The 25086-nt window shown below is 72.1% G+C and carries 27 protein-coding genes and 4 tRNA genes; 15 read left to right on the forward strand and 16 right to left on the reverse strand.

Annotated elements, in window-relative coordinates:
- The first annotated feature begins 4 nt into the window (after positions 1-4).
- From rph to AC3EU2_RS13430, 5 genes are all read left to right on the forward strand, one after another.
- Positions 5-769, forward strand: coding sequence for a ribonuclease PH (gene rph / locus AC3EU2_RS13410; RefSeq protein WP_488176795.1), 765 nt, complete (start codon positions 5-7; stop codon positions 767-769).
- The gene (gene rdgB / locus AC3EU2_RS13415) at positions 766-1407 is read left to right on the forward strand and encodes an RdgB/HAM1 family non-canonical purine NTP pyrophosphatase (RefSeq protein ID WP_488176796.1); all 642 of its coding nucleotides are present in this window, start codon (positions 766-768) and stop codon (positions 1405-1407) included. Before rph ends, rdgB begins: the two co-directional genes overlap by 4 nt.
- Positions 1408-1450: 43 nt before the next feature.
- Positions 1451-1531 (forward strand) — tRNA-Leu (locus AC3EU2_RS13420).
- 66 nt (positions 1532-1597) lie between these two features.
- Complete coding sequence (bcp, locus tag AC3EU2_RS13425) at positions 1598-2074, forward strand: thioredoxin-dependent thiol peroxidase (protein ID WP_488176797.1); 477 nt, start codon at positions 1598-1600, stop codon at positions 2072-2074.
- Between the two features lie 3 nt (positions 2075-2077).
- A complete protein-coding gene (locus tag AC3EU2_RS13430) occupies positions 2078-2332 on the forward strand; it encodes a DUF3618 domain-containing protein (protein WP_488176798.1) in 255 nt (84 codons plus the stop codon).
- A 27-nt stretch (positions 2333-2359) separates the two neighbouring features.
- Here AC3EU2_RS13430 and AC3EU2_RS13435 read toward each other — a convergent pair whose 3' ends face one another.
- The 5 genes from AC3EU2_RS13435 to orn form a co-directional block, all read right to left on the reverse strand.
- Positions 2360-2947 carry a DUF305 domain-containing protein gene (locus tag AC3EU2_RS13435; protein WP_488176799.1) on the reverse strand — a complete coding sequence of 196 codons (588 nt, stop codon included), beginning with the start codon at positions 2945-2947 and terminating at the stop codon, positions 2360-2362.
- Positions 2948-3088: 141 nt separating this feature from the next.
- Positions 3089-3164 (reverse strand) — tRNA-Lys (locus tag AC3EU2_RS13440).
- Positions 3165-3233: 69 nt separating this feature from the next.
- Positions 3234-3848: a copper resistance CopC family protein gene (locus AC3EU2_RS13445; protein WP_488176800.1), complete on the reverse strand. Its 615-nt coding sequence runs from the start codon at positions 3846-3848 to the stop codon at positions 3234-3236.
- 63 nt (positions 3849-3911) lie between these two features.
- Positions 3912-3987, reverse strand: a tRNA-His gene (locus tag AC3EU2_RS13450).
- Between the two features lie 48 nt (positions 3988-4035).
- Positions 4036-4722, reverse strand: a complete 687-nt coding sequence (gene orn / locus AC3EU2_RS13455) for an oligoribonuclease (RefSeq protein WP_488176801.1) — start codon at positions 4720-4722, stop codon at positions 4036-4038.
- Positions 4723-4760: 38 nt separating this feature from the next.
- Between orn and AC3EU2_RS13460 the strand changes: the two genes are divergently transcribed.
- Together AC3EU2_RS13460 and AC3EU2_RS13465 are read left to right on the forward strand one after the other, a co-directional pair.
- On the forward strand, positions 4761-5942 hold the full coding sequence (locus AC3EU2_RS13460; RefSeq protein ID WP_488176802.1) for a PrsW family intramembrane metalloprotease: 1182 nt from the start codon (positions 4761-4763) through the stop codon (positions 5940-5942).
- On the forward strand, positions 5942-7171 hold the full coding sequence (locus AC3EU2_RS13465) for a M20 metallopeptidase family protein (RefSeq protein ID WP_488176803.1): 1230 nt from the start codon (positions 5942-5944) through the stop codon (positions 7169-7171). Before AC3EU2_RS13460 ends, AC3EU2_RS13465 begins: the two co-directional genes overlap by 1 nt.
- On the opposite strand, the gene AC3EU2_RS13470 is transcribed toward AC3EU2_RS13465, so the two are convergent.
- A complete protein-coding gene (locus AC3EU2_RS13470; protein ID WP_488176804.1) occupies positions 7159-7836 on the reverse strand; it encodes a 4'-phosphopantetheinyl transferase family protein in 678 nt (225 codons plus the stop codon). The two genes, AC3EU2_RS13465 and AC3EU2_RS13470, sit on opposite strands and share 13 nt — an antisense overlap.
- A 68-nt stretch (positions 7837-7904) precedes the next feature.
- On the opposite strand from AC3EU2_RS13470, the gene AC3EU2_RS13475 reads away from it, so the two are divergent.
- Together AC3EU2_RS13475 and AC3EU2_RS13480 are read left to right on the forward strand one after the other, a co-directional pair.
- The gene (locus tag AC3EU2_RS13475) at positions 7905-8705 is read left to right on the forward strand and encodes an alpha/beta fold hydrolase (protein ID WP_488176805.1); all 801 of its coding nucleotides are present in this window, start codon (positions 7905-7907) and stop codon (positions 8703-8705) included.
- 79 nt (positions 8706-8784) lie between these two features.
- Positions 8785-9615, forward strand: a complete 831-nt coding sequence (locus AC3EU2_RS13480; RefSeq protein ID WP_488176806.1) for a hypothetical protein — start codon at positions 8785-8787, stop codon at positions 9613-9615.
- Between the two features lie 36 nt (positions 9616-9651).
- Here AC3EU2_RS13480 and AC3EU2_RS13485 read toward each other — a convergent pair whose 3' ends face one another.
- From AC3EU2_RS13485 to AC3EU2_RS13495, 3 genes are all read right to left on the reverse strand, one after another.
- On the reverse strand, positions 9652-10929 hold the full coding sequence (locus tag AC3EU2_RS13485) for a glycosyltransferase (protein ID WP_488176807.1): 1278 nt from the start codon (positions 10927-10929) through the stop codon (positions 9652-9654).
- A 2-nt stretch (positions 10930-10931) separates the two neighbouring features.
- Positions 10932-11549, reverse strand: a complete 618-nt coding sequence (locus AC3EU2_RS13490) for a TetR/AcrR family transcriptional regulator (protein ID WP_488176808.1) — start codon at positions 11547-11549, stop codon at positions 10932-10934.
- Between the two features lie 363 nt (positions 11550-11912).
- A tRNA-Arg gene (locus AC3EU2_RS13495) sits at positions 11913-11985 on the reverse strand.
- 196 nt (positions 11986-12181) lie between these two features.
- On the opposite strand from AC3EU2_RS13495, the gene AC3EU2_RS13500 reads away from it, so the two are divergent.
- The 4 genes from AC3EU2_RS13500 to ettA all read left to right on the forward strand — a co-directional run bounded on the left by AC3EU2_RS13500 (position 12182) and on the right by ettA (position 17957).
- Entirely contained in the window at positions 12182-13897 is a 1716-nt protein-coding gene (locus tag AC3EU2_RS13500) for a GTPase family protein (RefSeq protein WP_488176809.1), read from the forward strand.
- Positions 13894-15561 (forward strand): YfjP family GTPase, encoded by a 1668-nt coding sequence (locus tag AC3EU2_RS13505; RefSeq protein WP_488176810.1) that lies wholly within the window; start codon positions 13894-13896, stop codon positions 15559-15561. Before AC3EU2_RS13500 ends, AC3EU2_RS13505 begins: the two co-directional genes overlap by 4 nt.
- Before the next feature lie 151 nt (positions 15562-15712).
- Entirely contained in the window at positions 15713-16231 is a 519-nt protein-coding gene (locus AC3EU2_RS13510) for a single-stranded DNA-binding protein (protein WP_488176811.1), read from the forward strand.
- A 43-nt stretch (positions 16232-16274) separates the two neighbouring features.
- Positions 16275-17957: an energy-dependent translational throttle protein EttA gene (ettA, locus tag AC3EU2_RS13515; RefSeq protein ID WP_488176812.1), complete on the forward strand. Its 1683-nt coding sequence runs from the start codon at positions 16275-16277 to the stop codon at positions 17955-17957.
- Here ettA and thpR read toward each other — a convergent pair.
- Positions 17944-18528 carry an RNA 2',3'-cyclic phosphodiesterase gene (thpR, locus tag AC3EU2_RS13520; RefSeq protein ID WP_488176813.1) on the reverse strand — a complete coding sequence of 195 codons (585 nt, stop codon included), beginning with the start codon at positions 18526-18528 and terminating at the stop codon, positions 17944-17946. The genes ettA and thpR overlap by 14 nt on opposite strands.
- Positions 18529-18577: 49 nt before the next feature.
- Here thpR and AC3EU2_RS13525 point away from each other — a divergent pair, with 49 nt between their 5' ends.
- Positions 18578-19489 carry an LLM class F420-dependent oxidoreductase gene (locus AC3EU2_RS13525; protein ID WP_488176814.1) on the forward strand — a complete coding sequence of 304 codons (912 nt, stop codon included), beginning with the start codon at positions 18578-18580 and terminating at the stop codon, positions 19487-19489.
- Positions 19490-19496: 7 nt separating this feature from the next.
- Here AC3EU2_RS13525 and AC3EU2_RS13530 read toward each other — a convergent pair whose 3' ends face one another.
- Entirely contained in the window at positions 19497-20234 is a 738-nt protein-coding gene (locus AC3EU2_RS13530; RefSeq protein ID WP_488176815.1) for a class I SAM-dependent methyltransferase, read from the reverse strand.
- Between the two features lie 11 nt (positions 20235-20245).
- Complete coding sequence (locus tag AC3EU2_RS13535) at positions 20246-20887, reverse strand: TetR/AcrR family transcriptional regulator (protein ID WP_488176816.1); 642 nt, start codon at positions 20885-20887, stop codon at positions 20246-20248.
- An 81-nt stretch (positions 20888-20968) separates the two neighbouring features.
- Between AC3EU2_RS13535 and AC3EU2_RS13540 the strand changes: the two genes are divergently transcribed.
- Positions 20969-22123, forward strand: a complete 1155-nt coding sequence (locus AC3EU2_RS13540) for an acyl-CoA dehydrogenase family protein (protein WP_488176817.1) — start codon at positions 20969-20971, stop codon at positions 22121-22123.
- A gap of 230 nt (positions 22124-22353) precedes the next feature.
- Here AC3EU2_RS13540 and AC3EU2_RS13545 read toward each other — a convergent pair whose 3' ends face one another.
- From AC3EU2_RS13545 to fabG, 4 genes are read right to left on the reverse strand one after another with little or no spacing between them, the layout of a single operon-like run.
- Positions 22354-22869, reverse strand: a complete 516-nt coding sequence (locus AC3EU2_RS13545; protein ID WP_488176818.1) for an SRPBCC family protein — start codon at positions 22867-22869, stop codon at positions 22354-22356.
- Positions 22866-23228, reverse strand: coding sequence for an ArsR/SmtB family transcription factor (locus tag AC3EU2_RS13550; protein WP_488176819.1), 363 nt, complete (start codon positions 23226-23228; stop codon positions 22866-22868). The genes AC3EU2_RS13545 and AC3EU2_RS13550 overlap by 4 nt, the downstream gene beginning before the upstream one ends.
- Positions 23229-23244: 16 nt before the next feature.
- On the reverse strand, positions 23245-24324 hold the full coding sequence (locus AC3EU2_RS13555; protein ID WP_488176820.1) for an acyltransferase family protein: 1080 nt from the start codon (positions 24322-24324) through the stop codon (positions 23245-23247).
- A gap of 1 nt (position 24325) precedes the next feature.
- Positions 24326-25081 (reverse strand): 3-oxoacyl-ACP reductase FabG, encoded by a 756-nt coding sequence (fabG, locus tag AC3EU2_RS13560; RefSeq protein WP_488176821.1) that lies wholly within the window; start codon positions 25079-25081, stop codon positions 24326-24328.
- Positions 25082-25086 lie beyond the last annotated feature (5 nt).

The raw sequence follows: 25086 nt of genomic DNA on the forward strand, positions 1-25086 counted from the left end.
GGGGGTGACTTCACCCCAGACCAGACATGACGGCCGTACCCCCGACGAGCTGCGCGAGGTGCGCATCACGCGCAACTGGCTCGACCACGCCGAGGGCAGCGTGCTCGTCGAGTTCGGCCGGACCCGGGTGCTCTGCGCCGCGTCCTTCACCGCCGGCGTGCCGCGCTGGATGAAGGGCCAGGGGACCGGCTGGGTGACGGCTGAGTACGAGATGCTGCCGCGCTCGACCAACACCCGCTCGGACCGCGAGTCCCGCAAGGGCAAGGTCGGCGGCCGCACCCACGAGATCTCGCGGCTCATCGGCCGGTCGCTCCGGGCCGTCATCGACACCAAGGCCCTCGGCGAGAACACCATCGTCGTCGACTGCGACGTCCTCCAGGCCGACGGCGGCACCCGGACCGCGGCGATCACCGGTGCCTACGTCGCCCTCGCCGACGCCATCGAGGACGCCAAGGCCAAGGGCCTCATCGCCCAGGGCGCCTCGCCGCTGTCCGACTCGATCGCCGCCGTGAGCGTCGGCGTCGTCGGCGGTGCGCCGGTGCTCGACCTCGACTACCCCGAGGACTCGACCGCCGACACCGACATGAACGTCGTCATGACCGGCTCCGGGCGCTACGTCGAGGTGCAGGGCACGGCCGAGGGCGCCGGCTCGGCCTTCGACCGCGACCGGCTGCTCGCGCTGCTCGACCTCGCCGCCACCGGCTGCGCCGAGCTGACCGTCGCGCAGCACCAGGCCCTCGGGGAAACCCCGCGGGTGCGGGTGCGATGACCCGCCTCGTCCTCGCCACGCAGAACGAGCACAAGGTCCTCGAGCTGCGGCAGATCCTCGCCGACCTCGTCGACGAGCTCGGGCTCGAGATCGTCGGCGCCTCGGACTTTCCCGACGCCCCCGACGTCGTCGAGAGCGAGGTGACGTTCGAGGGCAACGCCCGGCTCAAGGCCGTGGCCGTGGCGCGGGCCACCGGCCTGCCCAGCGTCGCCGACGACTCGGGGCTGGCCGTCGACGTCCTCGGCGGCTCACCCGGCGTCTTCTCGGCCCGGTGGTCGGGCTCGCACGCCGGGGCGGACGCACCCCGCGCCGTTCGCGACCGGTCCAACGTCTCCCTGCTGCTCGAGCAGCTCGGCGACGTGCCCGACGAGCACCGCGCGGCGTCCTTCGTCTGCGCGGCCGTCCTGGCGATGCCCGACGGCTCGGTCGAGGCCGTCGAGGGGCGCGTCACGGGCACGATCCGGCGCGAGGCGGTCGGGGAGAACGGCTTCGGTTACGACCCCGTCTTCGTGCCCGACGGCGACACCCGGTCCATGGCCGAGTACACCGACGTCGAGAAGAACGCGATCTCCCACCGCGGGCTCGCCTTCCGCGCCATGGTGCCGATCCTGCGCGAACGCCTCACCGCGCAGGGGTGAGCGGTCGGCGTCGGGCGGGCCGACGGCATACCCTGTCCGCGACGCGCGAGTGGTGGAACGGCAGACACGCTGGGCTTAGGACTCAGTGCCTTCGGGTGTGCGGGTTCGAATCCCGCCTCGCGCACGCACCATCCGGCTCGCGAGCCGCGACAGGTAGGTTTGGTGACGAGCATCCAAGGAGGATCCACCCGTGAGTGACCGACTGAGCGCCGGAGACGTCGCACCCGACTTCACCCTGAGCACCGACACCGGGGCGAGCGTGACGCTGTCGGACCTGCGTGGGGGCAAGGTCATCGTCTACTTCTACCCGGCGGCCATGACGCCCGGGTGCACGAAGCAGGCCTGCGACTTCAGCGAGTCGCTCGAGTCGCTCAAGGCCGACGGCTACACCGTGCTGGGCATCTCGCCGGACCAGCCCGAGAAGCTCGCGAAGTTCCGAGACAAGGAGCACCTGTCGCTCACCCTGCTGTCGGACCCGGACAAGTCGGTCATGACGGCGTGGGGCGCCTACGGTGAGAAGAAGCTGTACGGCAAGGTCGTCCAGGGCGTCATCCGATCGACCTTCGTGGTCGGCGAGGACGGCACGGTCGAGCACGCCTTCCACAACGTCAAGGCCACAGGTCACGTCGCCAAGCTGCGACGCGACCTCGGACTGAATGAGGACTGACCCATGAGCAGCAGCATCCCCGCCCTCGAGGCCGACATCGCCGAGCGTCGCGTGCGCCTGGCCCGGACCCTCGACGAGCTGACCGCCAAGGCGACGCCCTCGGCGATCGCCAAGCGCCAGGTGCAGCAGGCCAAGGCCCGCTTCGCCGACGCGACCACGACGCCCGAGGGTGACCTGCGCGTCGAGCGCGTGGCCGCCGCCGTGGCCGTCGTCGCCGTCATCGTCGCCTTCAAGCTGCTGCGCCGCCGCCGCCACTGAGGCGGTCGGGTCCCTGAGGCGGTCGAGTCACCGCAGGCGCATTCCCGGGTTCATCCCCGAGGTCCCCAGCCCGAACCAGGCCGCCAGCCAGCGGCTCATCTGACGGATCTCGCGGCGCTGCTCGTCGCTGATCTCCTGCGCGAGGTCCTCGACCTGGGGGTGGGTGGTGCCGCCCCTCAGCCGGTGCTGCGACATCATCACCGCCATCATGTGGTGGCCGACCATGTCCTGCAGGAAGGCGCGGTCGAGCGCGTCACCCCCCTGTGCCGTGAGGTCGCGCATCATCGGCCGGTACGCGGTGTCCTCCGGCTGGTCGGGGTACCAGTCCCGCAGCCATGCGCGCATCCGGACGATCTGGGCCGTCTGCGTCCTGACGATGTCCTCGCCGAACTTCCGCATCTCGGCCCGCGGCGACCGCACCAGCTCCCCGGCGGCCCGGACGGCCTCCTCGTGGTGGGGGATCATCTCCGCGAGGTAGGTCGCCTCGGACGACACCATGGTCATGGGCATCGGCCCGCCGTGTCGCCACTCGCGTTGCTCGTCGTCGAGGCCGCAGCCGGACAGGCCGCCCGCGAGCCCCAGGGCGACGACCAGCACCAGCGCGCGGACTCTCATGGCCCACCTCCTCGGGGAACCTCGTGGCCCACGGTCCTCCTGTGCACGAGGGGACGGCAGGGCCCTTGGTCCCGTGTCCTCCGGCCGGCCGGCTGGGGCAGGCGAAGAGCCCCGCACGGTGACCGTGCGGGGCTCTTCGCGTGGTGCGCCATCAGGGACTCGAACCCCGAACCCGCTGATTAAGAGTCAGCTGCTCTGCCAATTGAGCTAATGGCGCGCGAGCGGAGACATTAGCAAAGGTTCGGGCCGGTTGCGAAATCGACGCCGCCCCGCCGGCCCCACCCCGTCAGGCGCCGTCCCGGTCCCGGCGGATGGCGTAAAAGGTCCCCCCGACGGCGGCCGCCAGGACGCCGAACCCGACGACCCACACGGCCAGGGGGGTGCCCCCCGACGTGTCCTGCTCGTCCGCGGCGACGGCCGACGGCGACGGGGCCGGGGACGCCTCCGGCGTGGACGTCGTCGCCGAGACGCTCGGCGACGGGGACTGCGCCGACGGGGTCGGCGCCGCCGACGGCGAGGCCTGCGGGTCGCCGGCGATGGTGAAGGCGGTCGACCCGGAGATCGGGTGCGAGTCCGCACTGACGACGCGGTAGGTGATCTTGTAGGACCCGGCGGCGATCGGCTGTGCGACCGGCACGGTGACCGTCGGGCCTGCGACGGTGGCCTCCGCGTCCACGACGGCGCCACCCTCCCCGTCGGTCACCCGGACCGTGACGAACTTCGGGTTGATGTCCTCGTTGAAGGTCAGGACGAGCGCGCCGAGAGAGGCCGGAACCGTCGCCCCGTCGGCCGGGGAGCTCGACAGCAGCCGGGAGTGGGCGCTGGCCGGGAGCACGGCGACGCCGAGACCGACCCACGCGGTGATGAGCATCAGGGCCAGGACACGAGTCGTCGTTCGCATGGGCCCAGTCTGCACAACGACCCCGGGCATGACGAAAGCCCCTGCAGTGCAGGGGCTTTCGTTTGGGGTGAGCGACGGGGCTTGAACCCGCGACCCCCGCGACCACAACGCGGTGCTCTACCTGCTGAGCTACGCCCACCAAGGCCACTGCCCGGCATACGAACGAGTCCAGCCGAGGCAGCGCGAACTATCGTACCTGTTCGGCGGGGGTGGTCCCGACCACGTCGGACGGTGCGGCCGGCGCCGGTGCGGAGTGGTCCACGAGGTGCTCGGCCGCGATGGCGCGCAGCTCCTCGCTGGCGCGTCCGGGCGGGTCGACGAAGACGGCGGCGCGGTAGTAGCGCAGCTCGGCGATCGACTCCTTGATGTCGGCCAGCGCACGGTGGCCACCCGACTTCTCGGGCGCCGAGAAGTAGGCGCGGGGGTACCACCGGCGGGCCAGCTCCTTGATGGAGGAGACGTCGATGATCCGGTAGTGCAGGTGCTCCTCGAGCTCGGTCATGTCACGGGCGAGGAAGCCCCGGTCGGTCGCGACGGTGTTGCCGCCGAGCGGCGCCTTGCGCGGCTCCGGCACCCAGGCGCGGACGTACTCGAGGACGCGCTGCTCCGCCTCCTCCATGCTCACGCCGCCGGCGAGCTCGTCGAGGAGGCCCGAGGAGGTGTGCATGTCGCGGACGAAGTCGCCCATCTGCGCCAGCGCCTCCTCCGGCGGGCGGATGACGACGTCGACCCCCTCGCCGAGGACGTTGAGCTCGAAGTCGGTGACGAGCGCAGCCACCTCGACGAGGGCGTCGTGCTCGAGGGAGAGCCCGGTCATCTCGCAGTCGATCCAGACGATGCGGTCGGTGAGGGCTCGGACAGGCGTGGCGGACATGGCCTCCACTGTATGGCGCTGCACTAGGCTCGATGTCCATGAGTGGGGAGCAGTCCGTCGACGCGAGCACACCCGGTCCGCGGCATCCGAGGACCCATGCTCACGGCGTCCACCACGGCCGTTCGCTCCTGCGGCGCTGGGTGCTCGTCGGTGTGGCGACCGCTGGCTTCGGGGTCGCCGCCCTGACCGTCGCCGTCGCCATCGGTGCCGCCGCCGGCGTGAGCGCGTCCCTCCTCGGGCTCGTCGTCGCGATCATCCCGCTGGGCATCGTCGTGCCGACCTTCATGTGGCTTGACCGCTTCGAGTCCGAGCCGACGCGCTACCTCGTCCTGGCGTTCCTCTGGGGAGCCCTCATCGCGGTCCTCATCGCGATGGGGCTCAACACGGCCGGCCAGCTCGTCCTCTGGGGGACGATCCCCGCCGACGAGTCGCTGGCGCTGACCGCCGTCTTCGTCGCCCCGGTCGTCGAGGAGGCGGCCAAGGGCGTGCTCGTCCTCCTCGTGTGGCGCTTCGCCAAGCGGGAGTTCGACGGCGTCACCGACGGCATGGTCTACGCCGGGGTGACCGCCGCGGGCTTCGCGTTCACCGAGAACATCCAGTACCTCGCGCTCGCCTGGGTCGAGCACGGGCAGGACGGCCTCACCGCGACGTTCGTCGGGCGCTGCCTGCTGTCACCGTTCGCGCACCCGATGTTCACGATCTGCACCGGGATCGGCATCGGGATCGCCGCGACGTCCCGGCGCGGGGTCGTCCGGTGGCTCGCCCCGCTCCTCGGCTTCGTCATCGCGGTCCTCGCCCACGCCACGTGGAACCTCGCCGCGGTGAGCGGCGGCGAGGGCCTCATCGCCGTCTACCTCCTCGTCCAGGTCCCACTCTTCCTCGCGTTCCTCGGGTTCGTCGTCTGGGTGCGCCGCCGCGAGGGCCGGCTCATCGGCCAGTTCCTCCACCCGTACGCCGACGCGGGGTGGTTCTCGCCGGCGGAGGTGTCGATGCTGTCCTCGATGGCGCGTCGTCGTGAGGCGCGCCAGTGGGCCAGGACCAACGGCGGCCGCGCCGGCCTGCGCTCGATGGCGGACTTCCAGGACGCCGCGAGCGAGCTCGCCCTGCTCCGTCGGCGCATGCACCACTCCGCCGCCGACGCGCGGGCCGTCACCGAGGAGCGCGAGCTGCTCGACTCCATCGTCGAGCACCGCCACGACTTCGCCGGCCAGGTGCACTGATGCCCGACCGCTCCTCGGTCGTCGAGCTGGCGCAGTCCCTCGCTCCCGACCTCGTCGAGCTGCGGCACGACCTCCACCGCAACCCCGAGCTCGGCAACGACCTGCCGCGCACCCAGCGGGCCGTCGTCGACGCCCTGGCCGGCCTCGACCTCGAGGTCACCCTCGGTCGGCACCTGAGCAGCGTCGTCGCCGTCCTCCGTGGCCGGGGCGGCCGCCCGGGCGACCCCCGACCCGTCGTCCTGCTCCGCGGTGACATGGACGCGCTGCCCGTCACCGAGGCGACCGGTCTCGACTTCGCGTCCGAGCGCCCCGGGCTCATGCACGCGTGCGGTCACGACCTGCACGTCGCCGGTCTCGTCGGGGCCGCGCGCATCCTGCACGAGCGGCGCGACGACCTGGCCGGTGACGTCGTCCTCATGTTCCAGCCGGGGGAGGAGGGCCCCGGAGGGGCCGAGCCGATGCTGGCCGAAGGACTGCTGGACGTGGCCGGCCGTCGGGTCGACGCGGCATACGCCGTGCATGTGTATGCCGCGGAGCACCCTCGCGGGGTGTGGTTCGGCCGCCCGGGTCCCCAGATGGCCGCGGCGGACGAGGTGCGGATCAGGGTGCAGGGCAAGGGTGGTCACGGCTCGCAGCCGCACATGGCCCTCGACCCGGTGCCGGTGGCGTGCGAGGTGGTGCTCGCGCTCCAGACGATGGTGACGCGCCGCTTCGACGCGTTCGACCCCGTCGTCGTCACGGTCGGCCGGATCAGCTCCGGGACCGTCAACAACGTCATCCCCGACACGGCCGAGATCGACGCGACGCTGCGCACCTTCTCTTCGGAGCACCGCGAGCTGGCCCACGCGGAGATCCACCGCGTGGCAGAGCACGTCGCCGCGGCGCACCACCTCAGCGCCACCGTCGAGATCAGCGGCGGCTACCCGGTGACCGTCAACGACCCGGACGAGTTCGCCTTCGCGCGGGGGACCGTGGTGGACCTGTTCGGCGCCGAGCGGTGGGCCGACATGGTGAACCCGGAGGCCGGCGCCGAGGACATGTCGTTCGTCCTCGAGCAGGTGCCGGGCGCGTACCTCAACGTCGGCGCCTGTGTCGTCGACGACCACACGACCGCGGACGACAACCACTCCCCGCGGGCGGTCTACGACGACTCGGTCATCGCCGACGTCGCGGCCCTCCTCGCCGAGCTCGCGCTGCGCCGCACGGCCGCGGGCGCTCAGCGCAGCTGAACCCGCACCGACATCGGCCGCGTCGTGAGGACGGCGACGGCGGCGCGGTGGTCGGCGGCGCCGACGTCGACGTCGCCCACCTGCGTCGCTCCCGGCGGGTGCTGCGCCGCCCGCCACTCCACGAGGGCCGCGGGCTCGCCCGGCGCGGACACGACCACCTGGCTCGGGTCGACGACGAGCCCGTGGCCGGTGGCCTTGAGGATCGCCTCCTTGCGGGCCCAGGTCAGGGCCCGCGCGGCAAGCAGTGCGTCGCCGTGGAGCCCGTCGAGGTGGGCCACCTCGCTGGCATCGAGCGTCACCGAGTTGAAGCCGTCGAAGTCCGCGGACTCCAGGTCCTCGACGTCGACGCCCACCTCCCCGAGCCGGGTCACGGCGGCGACGGCCAGGTGCTCCCCGTAGGACACGGACACGTGGACGTCGCGCATGCCCACGACGTGCGGCTTGCCGTGCCGGTCGGTCCCGCAGGTGGCGCAGCGCTTGACGAACTCGAGGGTCCGGGGGTCGGCGCCGGTCTCGTCCGCGACGAGGCGGCGCAGCAGGGCGTGGGCCGTGACGAAGGGATGGGGGGCCGCCTTGCGGGCCGCGCGCTCGCGCTCGCCCGCGTCGAGGAGGTCCAGCAGCCGCAGGTCGTCGACCACCGGGGTGGCGCCGACGACGACTGACATGAGCCGATCATGTCATCACCGGTGTGCACGGGTGCCCGGCTCCGCGGAGCCGGGGTACGTTCGCGGGTGTGGAGCACGTGGAGGTCGGCGGCGGGGTGCGGGTCGCGCTCGAGCGCGTCGGGTCGGGCCCGCCGCTCGTCCTCGTCCACGGGGCCGCGCTCGACTCCCGCAGCTGGCGGCCGCAGCTCGACGGGCTGAGCGACGAGTTCACCGTCGTCGCGTGGGACGAGCCCGGGGTGGGCGGGTCCTCGGCGGTCCCGGACGGCTACACCCTCGCGGACTTCGCCGACGCCCTGGCCGCGGTCATCGTCCACCTCGACCTCGGGCCGGCGCACGTCGGCGGGCTCTCGTGGGGCGGCACCGTGGTGCTCGAGTGCTACCGCCGCCACCCGCGGCTCTTCGCGACGCTCCTCATGGTCGACACGTATGCCGGCTGGAAGGGTTCACTTCCCGCCGACGAGGTGCGTGCCCGGGTCGAGGGGGTCCGGACCATGCTGGCCGAGCCGCCGGAGGACTTCGACCCCACCCTCCCGGGTCTGTTCGGGAGTGAGCCGTCCGCCGAGCTCGTCGCCGCGATGGCGGCGATGGCGGCCGACGTGCGCCCCGGGACGCTGGAGCTCGAGCTGGGCCTCATGGCCGAGACCGACCTCAGCGACGTGCTGCCCCGGGTCCTCGTACCGACCCTCCTGGTGTGGGGAGGGCTCGACGCGCGCTCACCACTGCGCGTGGCTCGCGAGTTCGCCGGCGCGATCCCCGACGCCGAGCTCGTCGTCATCGAGGGTGCGGGTCACGTCAGCCCCCTCGAGCGGCCGGACGAGGTGAACGCCGCCGTCCGCGCGTTCGTGCGGAAGCACGCCGCCAGCACCTGATCGCGGTCTCGGCGTGGGGCCGGGTCGAGAGTGGCACAGTGGAGGACGACGCTCCCGTCACCGAGGAAGCACGAGACCGATGGCAGTGGCACCGCAGCACCGAGCCGACGTCGAGGCCATCCTGGCCACGCGGACGCACCAGGGCGCCGACTTCTGGGCCACGCCGGAGGGCGGGCTGGCCAAGGGTGGGCCGTTCTCGACGCTCGAGGCCCCGGCGCTGCTCGTCGAGCTCGGCCTGGAGACCTCGCACGAGGTGCTGCGCGGCGCGGCGGACCTGCTGCTGGGCGCCTGGCGGGAGGACGGTCGGTTCAGGCTGTCGCCCTCCGGCGCGATCCACCCGTGCCACACCATCAACGCCGTCCGGGTCCTGTCGCTCCTCGGCCACGCCTCCGACGACCGGGTGCGACGGTCGTTCCAGCACCTCCTCGGGACGCTCCACGACGACGGCGGCTGGCGTTGCCGGAAGTTCAGCTATGGACGGGGGCCGGAGACCGAGTTCTCGAACCCGGGTCCCACGCTCACGGCGCTCGACGCCCTCCGGCTCGCCGGGCTCGCCGACTCCGTGCCGACGGGTGCCGTGGACCAGCTGCTCGGACACTGGGAGACCCGCCGTCCGCTCGGGCCGTGCCACTACGGGATCGGGACCCTCTTCATGCAGGTCGGGTACCCGTTCGAGGGCTACAACCTCTTCTTCTACGTCCACGTGCTGTCGTCCTACGAGCAGGCCCGCGACGACCCCCGTTTCCACGAGGCCCTCTCGGCCCTGCAGTCGCGGCTCGTGGACGGCCGGGTCGTCGTCGAGCGCGTGCACCGCTCGCTGGCCGCCCTGGCGTTCTGCCGCAAAGGGCAGCCCAGCGAGCTGGCGACGCAGCGCTACTTTGAGATCCTGGCCAACGTCGCCGGCGAGTGAGTCCCGGCGCCCACGCCTCGGGGTCACGCCCCAATGTCACCCCTCCGGGTGGGCGCGACGTCCGGCGAGGGCCTCGAGCTCGGTGACGACAGCGGTCGGGTCGTCCTCGGCCTCCAGCACACGGGCCAGTCGGCGGGCAGCGTCGCGGTACGCGTCGCGCCGGAGAACCTGCTCCGTCGCGTCACGGATCGCCGTGACCGAGGCCGAGGGCCGGAGTCGAATCCCGGCGCCATGGTGGACCACGCGTGCCGCCGTGTCGTCCTGGTCCCGACCCATGGGGATGCACACGAGGGGTACGCCCGCGGAGAGTGCCTTGAGCGTCGTGCCGTGCCCGCAGTGGGTGATGACGGCCGAAGCACGCCGCAGGATGGGGCCGTGCGGGGCGGAACCGAGCACGTCGATGTGCGGCGGCGCGCGCAGGGTGGCTGGGTCCATCGCCGGACCGGTCGTGACGACGGCCCGGACGGGAAGGGTGGCAAGTGCGTCGACGATGCGCTGGAGGAGAGCCCCCTGGTCCTGGAACGTCGTGCTCAGCGCCACGAGGACGACGGGCTCGTCGTCGTCGGTCGGCGCAGGTGTCCAGTCGTGCGCCCACGCAGGGTCGTCGAGCACAGGGCCGACGTAGCGGGCCACCGGTGGGACGAAGGGCGAGGAGTAGTCGAAGCCCGGGCTGCTCAGCACGAGCAGGCGGTCGGCGGTCAGCACCTGGTCGTAGAAGGAGGTGAGCGGCTGCAGGCGGTGCCGCGCACGTGCCGCGTTGAGCTCCGGGAGCCCCCGCTCGAAGAGGGCGTTGATCATCCACACCAACGCGGCGTCGCGGCGCCTCCCGATCGGGCCCCGGGCGAGGGCGAACCCTCCTGCCAGGGGTGGGACCCCCCGGATGGGCAGCGCCCAGATGTTCGGCATGAGGGCGGCGACCGGCAGGTTCGCGGCCTGCGCGGCGATGATGGCCCCGAAGAGGAAGTAGTCGGTGAGGAGGACGTCGGGGGAGCAGGCCGAGATCTGCTCCGCGGTCTCGTCGGCGACCACGGCTGCGGGCCCGGCGATGAGCCGGTCGCGGAGCCGCTGCAGTCCCGTCAGCGGGTTCCTGGTCTCCCAGTCCCTGACGAGGTCCTCCGAGGCGTCGCCCGTGACCCGGTGAGGTGCACGGTCCCAGGCGGCGAAGGAGGCCCCGACGGCCAAGGACTGGGCACGCAGGGTCGGGTCGCCGAGGACGCGGACCTCGTGACCGCGCTGCACGAGCCGGCGTACGACGCCGAGCTCGGGAGGGAACGCTCCGCCGCCGTCCCACGCAGTCATGAGGAATCCGCTCATCGTCACATCTCCTTGTCGTCGACGTCCGCGTCGAGCACTCCGCGGACGAGCCGGTGGATGATCCCCTCGGTCGAGGCTCGTGACTGCCCGAGGTCTCGGCGCAGCAGCTTCCAGACGGTGACGTCCGTGGCTGCATAGAGCGCGAGGACGAGGTCATCGCTCTCGGGCGTCGCCGTCCCGGGCACGAGCGTGCGCTCGATCCACTCCCGGTGGCCGGCGCGGGACACGTCGAGGAGGTGGTCGATCGCCGGGACCCGCCCCTCGAGCCCGAGGACGCGCACGTTGGCGTCACCCATCTCCTCGTACCGGTCGACGAGCCGCTCGATGGCCGAGTCGACGTCCCCCGGCTCCGTGGCTCGCAGCGCCTCCTCGCGAGGTCTTTGCCAGTCGACCACCGCCAGCGCGAGCTCGTCCTTGGTGCCGAACTGGCGGGCCACCGTCTGGCGGGACACCTGCGCCGCGTCGGCGACGGACTGCAGCGAGACCTGGTCGTAGGGCCGCTCGGACCACTGGGCGTAGGCGGCGCCGAGGATGCGCTCGCGCGTCGCCGCGACGGCGTCCATCCGTGACTGCATCCGGTACGCACGCCGCCCCGACGCGTGGGGGGCACTCGATTTCACGTTACATATTGTAACGGTAAATAGGTGCGGGGTCGAGAGTCGGGAGGCCGGTGCTCGCCTCAGGGCCGCACCCAGGCTCCGCCCGCTCGGCGTGCTCTGCGCCCCCGTCGGCGCTCTCACTGCGTTCGAGGCGCCTGTTGCCTTCTGCCGTGGGCGCCGCCACGCCTCGCACGCTCGGCGTGCTCTGCGCCCCCGTCGGCGCTCTCACTGCCTTCGAGGCGCCTGTTGCCTTCTGCCGTGGGCGCCGCCACGCCTCGCAGGCCCGGCGTGCTCTGCGCCCCCGTCGGCGCTCTCACTGCGTTCGAGGCGCCTGTTGCCTTCTGCCGTGGGCGCCGCCACGCCTCGCAGGCTCGGCGTGCTCTGCGCCCCCGGCAGGACTCGAACCTGCAACCTGCGGATTAGAAGGCCGCTGCGCTATCCGTTGCGCCACGGGGGCTGGTCGAGCCGCAGTCTAGTGAGCGGCTGCGGAGGTCCCGACATCCGGAGTGACGCCACACCGAAGGGGTTCGCGAACCGGACCGGCGCTCGTGAACCTGAACGAACCGGCCGGCGAGCATGGGGACGGTTCGCGAACCCGTTCGTGCCGCGGCCCGTCGGCGCGTGCGACGCCCGCAAGTCGTTAGGGTGACGTCGTGACCGCATCCGAGACCGCCCTGGCGAGCGTCCTCGTCGAGGCCGTGGCCGGACTGCGTGACGCGGTGGAGGCCTCCGTCCTCCCGCTGAGCACCCCCGGGCAGGCCCCCGGGCTCGCGGTCCGCAAGGAGCTCCTCGACCAGCTCGACGACTACGTCCTGCCGCGGCTGCGCTCGATCGACGCCCCGCTGCTCGCCGTCGTCGGCGGCTCGACCGGGGCCGGCAAGTCGACCCTGGTCAACTCCATCGTCGGCGCCCGGGTGAGCCGCTCCGGCGTGCTCCGGCCGACGACGACGAGCCCTGTCCTCGTGCACCACCCCCAGGACCAGAGGTGGTTCGCCGACCAGCGGATCCTCCCGAGCCTGGCCCGCGTCAGCGGCGGCCCCGGCGAGGAGGGCCAGCCCGGCACCGTCCGCCTCGTCCCCTCGTCGACCCTTCCGGCCGGGATGGCGCTGCTCGACGCGCCCGACATCGACTCCGTCGTCCAGGCCAACCGGGAGCTCGCCACCCAGCTGCTGTCGGCCGCGGACCTGTGGCTCTTCGTCACCACGGCCGCGCGCTACGCCGACGCCGTCCCGTGGGATCTCCTGCGCACGGCGGCCGAACGCGGCACCGCCGTCGCCATCGTCCTCGACCGCATCGCCCCCGAGGCGGTCGACGAGATCCGTCCCCACCTCGCCTCGATGCTGCGCGAGCAGGGACTGCCGACCGCACCGATCTTCACCGTCCCCGAGTCCGACCTCACGCCCGACGGCTTCCTCCCGCCGGCGTCGATGGGGCGGCTCGCGGCGTGGCTGGACGCGCTCGCGAGCGACTCCCGGGCCCGAGCGGTCGTCGTCAGCCAGACGCTCAAGGGGGCGATGGACTCCCTGTCCGGGCGCACCTCGACCCTCGCCAAGGCCTCCGACGAGCAGGCCGCGGCCGCGCGTGCCCTCACCGGTGCCGCCGCCGACAACTACGACCACGCGACCGAGGGCGTCAAGGACGGCATGACCGACGGCACGCTCCTGCGCGGCGAGGTCCTCGCCCGCTGGCAGGAGTTCGTCGGCACCGGCGAGTTCTTCCGCCAGATCGAGTCGACCCTGTCCAAGTGGCGCGACAAGATCACCGCGAGCATCAAGGGCCAGCCCGCTCCCGCCGAGGACCTCGGCGAGGCGCTCCAGTCCGGCGTCGCCAACCTCCTCGTCGCGCACGCGAGTGCCGCCTCGGCCGACACCGCCCGCGAGTGGCGACGGCTCCCCGGTGGCGAGGCGCTGCTCGCCGCGCACCCCGAGCTGGGCAAGCCCTCCCCGGACTTCAACCCGCGCGTCGAGGCGATGGTGCGCCAGTGGCAGGGCGAGGTCTTCGACATCGTCCGGAGCGAAGGTGGCAACCGACGCACCAACGCCCGCATCGCGGCATACGGCGTCAATGCCATCGGGCTCTTCCTCATGCTCGTGTCGTTCGCGGCCACGGGCGGTCTCACCGGCGCCGAGGTCGGCATCGCGGGTGGCACGTCGGTCCTCGCGCAGCGGGTGCTCGAGGCGATCTTCGGCGACCAGGCGGTCCGGGAGATGGCGGCCAAGGCGCGCAAGAGCCTGCTCGACCACGTCGAGACGTTGTATGCCGTCGAGCAGGACCGGTATGCCGCGGCCGTCGCAGCCGTGGGAGACACCGACCAGCAGTCGGCCGCGCTGAACGCCGCCGCGACCCGCGTACGCGAGGTGAATGCGTGAGCCCACTGCGGATGGGCAGTGCCCGCGTCGAGGGCGTGTCTGCCGAGTCCCTCAGCGCTGCCGCCACGTCGCTGCAGTCCGCACTGGAGACCGGTGGCGCCCAGCTGCCCCCGGCCCCGGCCGCCCGGGCCGCCGCCGTCGTGACCAAGGTGGGGGAGCGGACCTCGCTCGTCGGTGACCACACCGTCGTCGCCCTCGCGGGTGCCACCGGCAGCGGCAAGTCCTCGCTCTTCAACGCCATCGTCGGCACCGACGTCGCGACGGTCGGCGCGCGCCGGCCCACGACGTCCACCCCCACCGCAGGGGTGTGGGGTGACGAACCGGCCGGGCCGCTGCTCGACTGGCTCGGTGTCGCGACCCGCCACCACGTCGACGGTGACACGCGCACGGCGGGCACGGTCGGATCCCTCGACGGGCTCGTCCTGCTCGACCTGCCCGACTTCGACTCGCGCGAGACCTCGCACCGCGTCGAGGCCGAGCGCGTCCTCGAGCTCGTCGACGTCTTCGTCTGGGTCACCGACCCGCAGAAGTACGCCGACGCCCGGCTCCACGACGACTACGTGTCCGCGCTCGCGACCCACGACGCGGTGACCCTCGTCGTGCTCAACCAGGCCGACAGGCTCTCCGCCTCCGAGATCGACGAGTGCGTCGCGGACCTCAAGCGGCTCATGGCCCGCGACGGCATGCCCGGCGCGACCGTCATCCCCACCTCAGCCCGGACCGGGACGGGGCTCGACATGCTGGGCCAGCGGCTCAGCAACGCGGTCACCGGCGCCAACGCCGCCCGTGCCCGCCTCGCCGCCGACGTCCGGCAGGCCGCAGCGGCGCTCCGGCCGGGAGTCGCCGACAGCGAGCCCGAGATCAAGGCCAAGGGTGAGCGCGACCTCGTCGACGCCCTCGCCCGCTCCGCCGGCGTCCCCACCGTCGTCCACGCGGTCGAGCGCGACTACCGGATGCAGGCCATCCAGCACACCGGCTGGCCGATGACCCGCTGGGTCCAGCGCTTCAAGCCGCGTCCGCTGCGCCGTCTGCGGCTCGACGACGGCCGCGGGGCGGTCACCGTCAGCGCCGCCGACGTGCGCTCGGTGCTCGGACGCTCCTCGCTGCCGCCGCCCACCCCGGCCGCCCGCGCAGCCGTCGACCTCGCCACCCGCACCCTCGCCGACAAGGCGGGCTCGGCCCTTCCCACGCCGTGGGGTGATGCGGTCGGCGACGCCGCCGCACCCCCCGGTCACGCGATGGCCGACGCCCTCGACCAGGCGGTCATCGGGACCTCGCTGCGTTCCCGGACCCCGGTCTGGTGGCGGGTCGTCGGCATCGTGCAGGTCCTGCTGGCCCTCACCGCCCTCGCCGGCCTGCTCTGGGTCCTCGTCCTCATGCTGCTTGGGTCGCTCCAGTTCCCGAGCATCGAGACGCCGACGTGGGGTCCGCTGCCGTGGCCGTTCCTGCTGCTCGCCGGCGGGGTGCTCGCCGGGCTGCTGCTCGCGCTGGTGTCCCGCTTCCTCGCCGGGATCGGGGCGCGTCGTCGAGGCGTCGTCATCGACAAGCGGCTGCGGAGCTCGATCGCCGAGGTGGCCCAGGAGCGCATCCTCGCGCCGGTGACCGCCGTCCTCGAGCGGCACGCGCAGACGCGGGCCCACCTCGACACGGCCGCGAAGGTCTGAGCCCGCGCGAACGGTCGAGGTCGTCCACAGGGGGCGACCGGTACCCGGGCTGTCCACAGCCGAGCCCTGCGACGGTTGTCCGCGTGGCGGTGGCTGGCGACTCTGGTCACAGCGCACCGCACCAGCGGAGCCCGACCAGAGGAGGACCCTCATGCAGGACTGCATCGTCACCGTCCAGGGGCGGGTCGCGACGGACCCGGAGATGAAGAGCGCCAAGAGCAACGGCAACCCGTTCGCCACGTTCCGGGTGGCCACCACCCCGCGTCGACAGGTGGCCCCCGGCTCCTTCGAGGACGGTGAGACGTCCTGGTTCACCGTGTTCGCCTTCGGTTACCTCGGCGCCAACGTCCTCCAGTCGATCAAGAAGGGCGACCCGGTCGTCGTCACGGGCAAGCTCGCCGCTCGCGAGTACAAGCGAGACGACGGCAGCCTGGGCCACTCCGTCAGCATCAACGCCAACGGGGTGGGTCACGACCTGACGTGGGGACAGACCGCCTACGAGAAGGTCGTCAAGCCGTCCTACGGCAACGGTGACCGCTTCGATGACGCGATCCGCACCGTGGAGGAGGAACAGGTCGGGTTCGGGGACCCGGAGACCGACGACTACGAGACCGCCGAGCGCCCCCTGACGTCGGTGCCGGACGGGCAGGAGGACCGGGTGGCGGTCTGAGCGACGATTCGGGGATGGGGCGGGCAGTCGATAGCCTTGCCCCATGCCCGAGTTCATCTATGTCATGTCGCGCGCCCGCAAGGCGCACGGCGACAAGGTCATCCTCGACGAGGTCACCCTGTCATTCCTTCCCGGAGCCAAGATCGGCGTCGTCGGTCCCAACGGCGCCGGCAAGTCCTCCGTCCTCAAGATCATGGCCGGTCTCGACCAGCCGTCGAACGGCGAGGCGCGGCTCACCCCGGGCTACAGCGTCGGCATCCTCATGCAGGAGCCGGAGCTCAACGAGTCCAAGACCGTCCTCGGAAACGTCGAGGAGGGTGCGGGCGAGATCAAGGCCAAGCTCGACCGCTACAACGCCATCTCCGAGGAGATGGGTGAGCCCGACGCCGACTTCGAGGCGCTCATGGGCGAGATGGGCAAGCTCCAGGAGGAGATCGACGCCGCCGACGCGTGGGACCTCGACTCCCAGCTCGAGCAGGCCATGGACGCGCTGCGCTGCCCGCCGCCGGACGCCGACGTCACCGTGCTCTCCGGGGGCGAGCGTCGCCGCGTCGCCCTGTGCAAGCTGCTACTGCAGAAGCCTGACCTCCTGCTGCTCGACGAGCCGACGAACCACCTCGACGCCGAGTCGGTCCTGTGGCTCGAGCAGCACCTCGCCGGTTACCACGGCGCCGTCGTCGCCGTGACGCACGACCGCTACTTCATGGACAATGTGGCGCAGTGGATCCTCGAGCTCGACCGGGGTCGCGCTTACCCCTACGAGGGCAACTACTCCACCTACCTCGAGAAGAAGCAGGCCCGTCTCGCGATCCAGGGCAAGAAGGACGCCAAGCTCAGCAAGCGCCTCCAGGAGGAGCTCGACTGGGTCCGCTCCAACGCCAAGGCCCGCCAGACCAAGTCCAAGGCCCGCCTCGCCCGCTACGAGGAGATGGCGGCCGAGGCCGACCGCACGCGCAAGCTCGACTTCGACGAGATCCAGATCCCGCCGGGCCCGCGCCTGGGCAGCAAGGTCATCGAGATCAAGGACCTCAAGAAGGGCTTCGGCGACCGCGTCCTCATCGACGGGCTCTCGTTCTCGTTGCCGCGCAACGGCATCGTCGGCGTCATCGGCGCCAACGGCGTCGGCAAGACGACCCTCTTCAAGACGATCGTCGGTCTCGAGCCGGCCGACGGCGGGCTCGTCGACATCGGCGACACCGTGAAGATCTCCTACGTCGACCAGAGCCGGGGCGGCCTCGACCCCAACAAGACCCTCTGGGAGACCGTCTCCGGCGGCCACGACTACATCCAGGTCGGCCAGGTCGAGATCCCGTCCCGCGCCTACGTCTCGCAGTTCGGCTTCAAGGGGCCGGACCAGCAGAAGAAGGCCGGCATCCTCTCCGGTGGCGAGCGCAACCGCCTCAACCTCGCGCTGACGCTCAAGGAGGGCGGCAACCTGCTGCTCCTCGACGAGCCGACCAACGACCTCGACGTCGAGACCCTCGGCTCCCTCGAGAACGCGCTGCTCGAGTTCCCCGGCTGCGCCGTCGTCATCAGCCACGACCGGTGGTTCCTCGACCGGGTCGCGACGCACATCCTCGCCTACGAGGGCGACGAGGAGAACCCGGCGAAGTGGTACTGGTTCGAGGGCAACTTCGAGGCCTACGAGACCAACAAGGTGGAGCGCCTCGGTCCGGACGCCGCCCGTCCCCACCGCGTCACCTACCGCAAGCTCACCCGCGACTGACGCTCGCGCCGAGAGGGCAGGCCGCCACGGGTTCGTAGTGCGGCCTGCCCTTTCCCGTGCCCCGGTGCGACACGAAGACGGTCACCTCGTCGGCGGTCCAGGGCGGGCCGGCATACGCGTCCATGACCCGCAGCCAGCGGGTGGCCTCGAACGGGCGCCGCGAGCGGGCGAGCGTGAGGTGCGGCCGGTAGTCCCCGCCGGCCGGTGAGGCGCCGACCCGGCCGCAGGCCCGTCGCACCCCGAGCGCGAGCGACTCGAGGTCACCGAGCGCACCCGGCGCCTCGGACCGGACGTCCATCCAGACCACCCGCGCCGCCGCCGGGTTCGGGAACGTGCCGGCACCGCTGAGCCGCAACGGAATCGGCTCGTGCTGGACCGACACGTCCGCAATGGCGCCGATGACGTCGTCGAGGAGGTGCTCCGACACCTCACCCATGAACGCCAACGTCACGTGCCACAGGTGCGACGGGGTCCAGCGCAGCTCGGAGTGGACGTCGCGGCGCACGTCGACGAACGCCTCGAGGTCGGCGTGGGCCTGCGTCGGTGGCACGACCGCGGCAAAGACTCGCACCGGGCCATTGTGCTTGTCCCCGCGCCGGTCAGGGCGCAGGATCGACCCCATGCGATGCGGACTGCAGGTCTCCTACTTCTCCTGGCCGGGCGCCCCGACGTCGATCGGGCCGACGTTCGGGCGGATCGCGCAGAACGCCGAGGCGGCCGGGCTCGCGTCCTTCTGGGTCATGGACCACTTCTTCCAGATCTCGAGCATCGGACCACCGGAGCTCGACATGCTCGAGGGCTACACGGCGCTCGCGTATGCCGCCGCGCTCACCGAGCGCATCGAGCTCGGGACCCTCGTCACCGGGGTGACGTACCGCCACCCGGGACTGCTCGCCAAGACGGTGACGACCCTCGACGTGCTCTCCGGTGGCCGCGCGTGGCTCGGTATTGGCGCCGCGTGGAACGAGGAGGAGCACCGGGGCCTCGGCGTGCCCTACCCCGCGGTGTCCGAACGCTTCGAACGGCTCGAGGAGACGCTGCAGATCGCGCGCCGGATGTTCGACGGGGACCAGAGCCCGTATGCCGGCACGCATCACACGCTCGAACGCCCCCTCAACGTCCCGGCGCCGCTGCGCCGCACGCCGATCCTCGTCGGCGGCAGCGGGCCGAAGAAGACGCTCCGTCTGGTTGCGAAGTATGCCGACGCCTGCAACCTCTTCGACGCGGGGCCGGAGGCGATGGCCGCGCGGCTCGCCATCCTCCGGGGCCACTGCGACGACGTCGGCCGCGACCCTCGCGAGATCGAGGTGACCGCGCTGTCGCGACTGACCCTTGGCTCGCCGGGTGGCAGGTCGGCGACCGGGGAGCGCACCACCTCCGTCGACGAGGCGGTCGAGCGCTACGGGCGGCTCGCGGAGGTCGGGCTGGACCACGTCATCGTCTCGATGGGCAACGACACCGACGACACGGCATACGAGCACCTGGCCGACCTGGTCAGCCAGCTGGAGCCGGTGACCGCCGCGGCGTGGTGACCCCGGCTCAGCGGGGGTCGGTGACCTTGGTCGCCGCGACGAAGACCGAGCTGCCGAAGGGCAGGTCGACGCGACGCAGCAGCGCCTCGTCGACCCGGGTCGCCGCGAGCAGGGCGTGGTGCAGCGCCCTGGGGACCTGCGGCACCTCGACGACGTCGACCGGGCCCGTGTGCGTGCGGTCGCGCAGGCGGCGGGCCACGCGTTCGGCGACGAAGCCGGGGAAGACTGAGGCGAACGCGTACGTCGCGCGGTCCACCCGGAAGCCGGCCCGCTCGACCGCGGCCACCGCGCGCTTCCTCGTGTAGCGGCGGAAGTGCCCGTTGGCGACGTCGAAGTCCGTCCAGGCCCACTGGTAGGCGGGCACGGCCATGAGGAGCCGACCCCCGGGTGCGAGGACGCGGCTCACCTCGGCCAGCGCCTCGGCCTCGGGGTCGCAGTGCTCGATGACGTCGAAGGCCGAGACCATGTCGAAGGCCCCGTCGGCGAAGGGCAGCGCCAGCGCGGAGCCGCAGACCCCGTTGGAGCGGAGGCCGCGCGGGTCGATGTCGAGGGAGGCGAGGCGGCGCGTGCCGTCGTGGAGCCAGCTCGCGCTCGGGCCGTCGGCACTGCCGATGTCGAGCACCGTCAGGCGGCCGGCGGCGAACCCGCTGAGGGCCGCGTGGAGCAGGTCGGTCCTGGCGAGGTACCACCAGTAGTCGGGCTGCTCGATCGACGGGGAGCCCCCGTGTCCTCCGACGTCGGTCATGGTGCCGAAGCCTACTGCCGCGCGACGAGCCTCACGGCCAGCTCCCCGTTGGTGCGCGCGATGTCGGCGGGGGTGCGCCGGATCTCGGGGGAGTACCAGCGGGCGACGTCGACGGCGAGGGAGAGCAGGGCCAGCGCGGTGCCGGGGACGTCGTCGACCTCGAACTCGCCCTCGGCCACGCCCCGGTCGAGGACGTCGCGGACGACCGCGTCGATCTCCTTGCGGAGGGCGAGGACGGTGTCGCGGTGCTGCGGGGTGAGGTGGCGGAACTCGTACTGGACGATGCGCCCGAGCTGGTGGTGCTCGGCGTGCCACCGGGAGAAGCCGCCGACGAGCGAGCGCAGGGCCTCGGTCGGGGAGTCCGCTGCCGTGGCGGCGGCGACGAGCTGGTCGCGGGCGGTCTGGTGGCCGCGGCGGCTCAGCTCGAAGAGGAGGTCCTCCTTCGACGTGAAGTGGACGTAGACGCCGGCGGGGGAGAGGCCGGCCCGCGAGGCGATGTCGCGGGTGGTCGTGGCGTGGAAGCCGCGGTCGGCGAACGCGTCGGCGGCCGCCATCATCAGGCGCACCGCGGTGGCCCCGGTGGTGTCCCCGGAGTCACCGAGGGTGGCGAGGATGCTCTGCTCCGAGAGGGGGGTTCCGGTGCTGGTCGCCATGGTTGACAGCATGCCCGACGCCGGTGAGACTAAGCAAGCGCTTAGTCAACGACATGTATGTATGCCGCCGAGGAGAGTCCCATGCCCCGCAACATCTACGACGAGGACCACGAGGCGTTCCGCGCCTCGGTGCAGGAGTTCGTCGACCGCACCCTGAAGCCGCGAGCCGACCAGATGCTCGAGGCCAAGACGATCGACCGTGACATCTGGCTCGAAGCGGGCAAGCAGGGACTGTTCGGGCTCGACATCCCCGAGGAGTTCGGGGGCGCCGGCGCGCAGGACTACCGCTTCAACGCGGTCTCCGCCGAGGTGATCTCGGGGTTCAACGCCGCGGCCTCCTCGTGCTTCGGCATCCACAGCGACGTCTGCCCGCCGTACATCGTCGACCTCGGCACCGAGGAGCAGAAGCAGCGCTGGCTGCCCCCGATGGCCGCAGGCGAGAAGATCTGCGCGATCGCCATGACCGAGCCCGGCGGCGGGTCCGACCTCGCCGCGCTGAGGACGACGGCCGTGCGGGCGGACGACGGCTCCGACGGCTGGGTGCTCAACGGCTCCAAGACCTTCATCACCAACGGCTACCAGGCCGACCTCGTCATCGTCGCCGCCCGCACCGACCCGAGCAAGGGCGCGAAGGGCATCTCGCTGCTCATGGTCGAGGACGGCATGGACGGCTTCACCCGCGGCCGCAAGCTCGACAAGGTCGGGCAGGAGGAGTCCGACACCGCCGAGCTGTTCTTCGAGGACGTGCGCGTGCCGGCCGAGAACCTCATCGGCGAGGAGGGGATGGGCTTCGTCTCGATGATGCAGCGCCTCCCACAGGAGCGCGTCGGCGCCGCCGTGTCGAACGTGGCGCACGCCAAGGCGATCCTCTTCGAGACCATCGAGTACGCCAAGGAGCGCAAGGCCTTCGGCCAGCCGATCGGCTCGTTCCAGCACAACAAGTTCAAGATCGCCGAGCTCGTCACCGCGATCGAGGTGGCCGAGGCGTACGTCGACGACTGCGTCGCCGCCCACGCGCAGGGCACGCTCACCGCCGTCGACGCCGCGAAGGCGAAGTGGTGGAGCGCGCAGGTGCAGAACGACGTGCTCGACGAGTGCGTCCAGCTGCACGGCGGCTACGGGTTCATGAACGAGTACCGCGTCGCCCGCGCCTGGCGCGACGCCCGCGTCACGAAGATCTGGGCTGGCTCGAACGAGATCATGAAGGAGCTCATCGGCCGCGACCTGGGCCTCTGACGAAGGCTACCGGAGCGCGCGGGGGGCGGAGCGGGCCCCGGCGGGTCCGGCGGGCGGGCGCACGGCGCGCGTCACGGCATACGCGACGGCTAGCGTCCGCAACCCTGGTCGGCAAGCCGACCACCTTTGCGGACGCCCGCGCACCGCAGCCACCAGCGTCCGCAACCTTGGTCGGGAAGGTGACCAGGGTTGCGGACGCTGGCGTATGCCGGGTCGTCAGGCGATGGTGGTCAGCGGCCGGTGGTGAGCCCGGCGAGGACGTCGTCGATGGCGTCGTAGGACGCTTGCATCCCTCGCTCCATGCCGGAGTCGAGGACGGCCTGGACCGTCTCGGGGGAGTCGTAGGTGATGACGGCCCGCATGTGGGTCTTCCCGTCGGACTCGGTGTAGGTCGTGTCGATGACCGAGTAGGGGCTCTCGATGTTGTCGAAGCGCTCGGTGTGCACGAGGTGCCCGGGCCGCTCGATCTGCCGGTAGTGCCCGGAGAACGAGACCTCGTCACCCGTGGACGACGCGCGCTGGGCGAAGTGCCAGGCGCCGCCCTCGCGCAGGTCCACCTCGCAGACAGTCATCTCGCCGAAGCCGGCGCCCCACCACCGGCGAATGTGCTCGGGGTTGGTCATCGCCTCGAAGACGAGGTCGGCGGACGCGGGGAAGGTGCGGGTGACGACCATCTCCGCCCCGTCGGTCTCGATGGTGGCGCGCTCGTGGGCGTGGGTGGTGCGGGTCGATGCGTTGGTGCTCATGACTTCTCCTCAGTCGGATCGGGTCGTCCCCCGCGAGGGGGCTCGTGGATGGTCGCGAGGTAGTCGCCGAGGTTGTCGAACTGCTCTTCCCAGTGCCTTCGGTAGAGCTCGAGCCACGACGTCGCGTCCTTGAGCGGTGCGACCGAGATCCGGCAGTGGCGCCGCTGCCCATCTCGGCTCTTGGTGACGAGGCCGGCGCGCTCGAGCACGGTGAGGTGCTTCGAGATCGCCGGCAGCGACATGGCGAAGGGCTCGGCGAGCTCACCGACGGTGGCGTCACCCGACGACAGGCGGGCGAGGATCGCCCGTCGCGTCGGGTCCGCCAGGGCGGCGAACGTGGTGCTGAGCGGATCGGCCATGCATTTAACGTAGCGGTTAATTAACCGCTCGGTCAAGTGTCTTTTCGCGCGCTGGTGGTCCCGGCACCTGCAGCCGGGGCGGCAGCCGGAAGAGCCACGGGAAGCCCACGGCCCGCCCGGCCCACCACAGGGCCAGCGGGAGGAGCACGCCGGCGAGACCGCCGACGACCACGTGGATCCACACCTCGTCCACGCCGGCGCCCGAGAGGGCGCGCCGGGTGAGCGTCGTCGCGACGACGTGGGCGAGGAAGACCTCGAGCGAGCGTTCGCCGAGGAACCCGAGGGGACGCACCAGTGCGGTCCGGGCGAGCAGCCCGGACAGCCCGAAGACCCCGGCGCACAGCACCGTCGAGGCGAGGACGCCCAACGCCAGGGCGCCGACCGTGCGCGGCCCCATCCACGAGCTCGGTGGCATCGGGTCCAGGAGCGCCAGCAGCGCACCGCCGACCCCGATCCCGGCCGCGGCGACCCACGCGGCGACCGGCAGGACCGTGAGCCGGGCCACGCGCTCGCGGCCGAGCAGGATCCCCAGCCAGAAGAAGCTCGTCAGCGCGACGCCCTCGAGGAACACCCACGGACCGGTCCAGCCCCACGCCGCGACCGAGACGAGCGCGACGACGAGGGTCGAGACGACGGCGCGGGCCCGCGAGGCCCAGGGACGGGCCAGGGCCCCGGCCACGCTCACGAGCACGAGGAAGCCGAGCCACCACAGCGGTCCGTCGGCCACGAGGAGCGCCGTGAACACGTTGTCCAGCGCCTCCTCGCCGTCGCCCGACCGGCCGGTCACGAACCGGGCGAAGGCCTGCACGAGGGTCCACACGGCATACAGGTAGACGAACAGGGGGAGCCGGGACCGCAGGTAGCCGCCCACCCCGTGCCTGTCGACGCCGGGTCGGAGGAAGACCCCGGCCAGGAGCGCGAAGATCGTGAGATGCCACACGTAGAGCGCGTCGTCGACCTCGAGCACGGTCGGCGACGTCCGCGGAACCAGCTCGGCGGCGGCCAGCCCACGCAGGACGTGCCCGACGACGATGGCGAGGATCGCGATGCCGCGGGCGACGTCGAAGGCGCGCTGGCGCTGGTCGGCGTCGGCCATGTCAGTCGAGCGGCCCCCCGGCCACGTAGATGACCTGGCCCGAGACGAAGCCGGCCTCCTCCGAGCACAGGAACGAGATGGTCGCGGCGATGTCGTCGGGCTGCCCGACGCGGCCCACCGGGGTCTGCGACGCGGCGTGGGCGAGGAACTCCTCGAACGGCACCCCGATCCGCTCGGCCGTGGCGGCGGTCATGTCGGTCTGGATGAAGCCCGGCGCCACGGCGTTGGCCGTCACGCCGAAGCGGCCGAGCTCGATGGCGAGGGTCTTGGTGAAGCCCTGGAGCCCGGCCTTGGCCGCCGAGTAGTTCGCCTGGCCGCGGTTGCCCTGCGCCGAGGACGACGACAGGTTGACGATGCGACCGAACGCCGACGCCGTCATGTGCGCCTGGCAGGCACGGGTCATGAGGAAGGCACCGCGCAGGTGGACGTTCATGACCGAGTCCCAGTCGGACTCGGTCATCCTGAAGATGAGGTTGTCGCGGATGATGCCGGCGTTGTTGACGAGGACGACGGGCGGCCCGAGCTCGTCGGCCACCCGGGCCACGCCTGCCGCGACCTGCTCCGCGTCGGAGACGTCGACCCCGACGCCGATCGCGGAGCCCCCGGCGGCGCGGATCGTCGCGGCCACCGCCTCCGACGCCGCCTCGTCGAGATCGACGACCGCGACGGCGTACCCGTCCTTCGCGAGGCGCCGGGCGGTGGCTGCGCCGATGCCGCGGGCGGCTCCGGTGACGATGGCGGTGCGGACAGGGGTCACGACGA

The sequence above is a fragment of the Knoellia sp. B-D-2 genome (assembly GCF_057714695.1).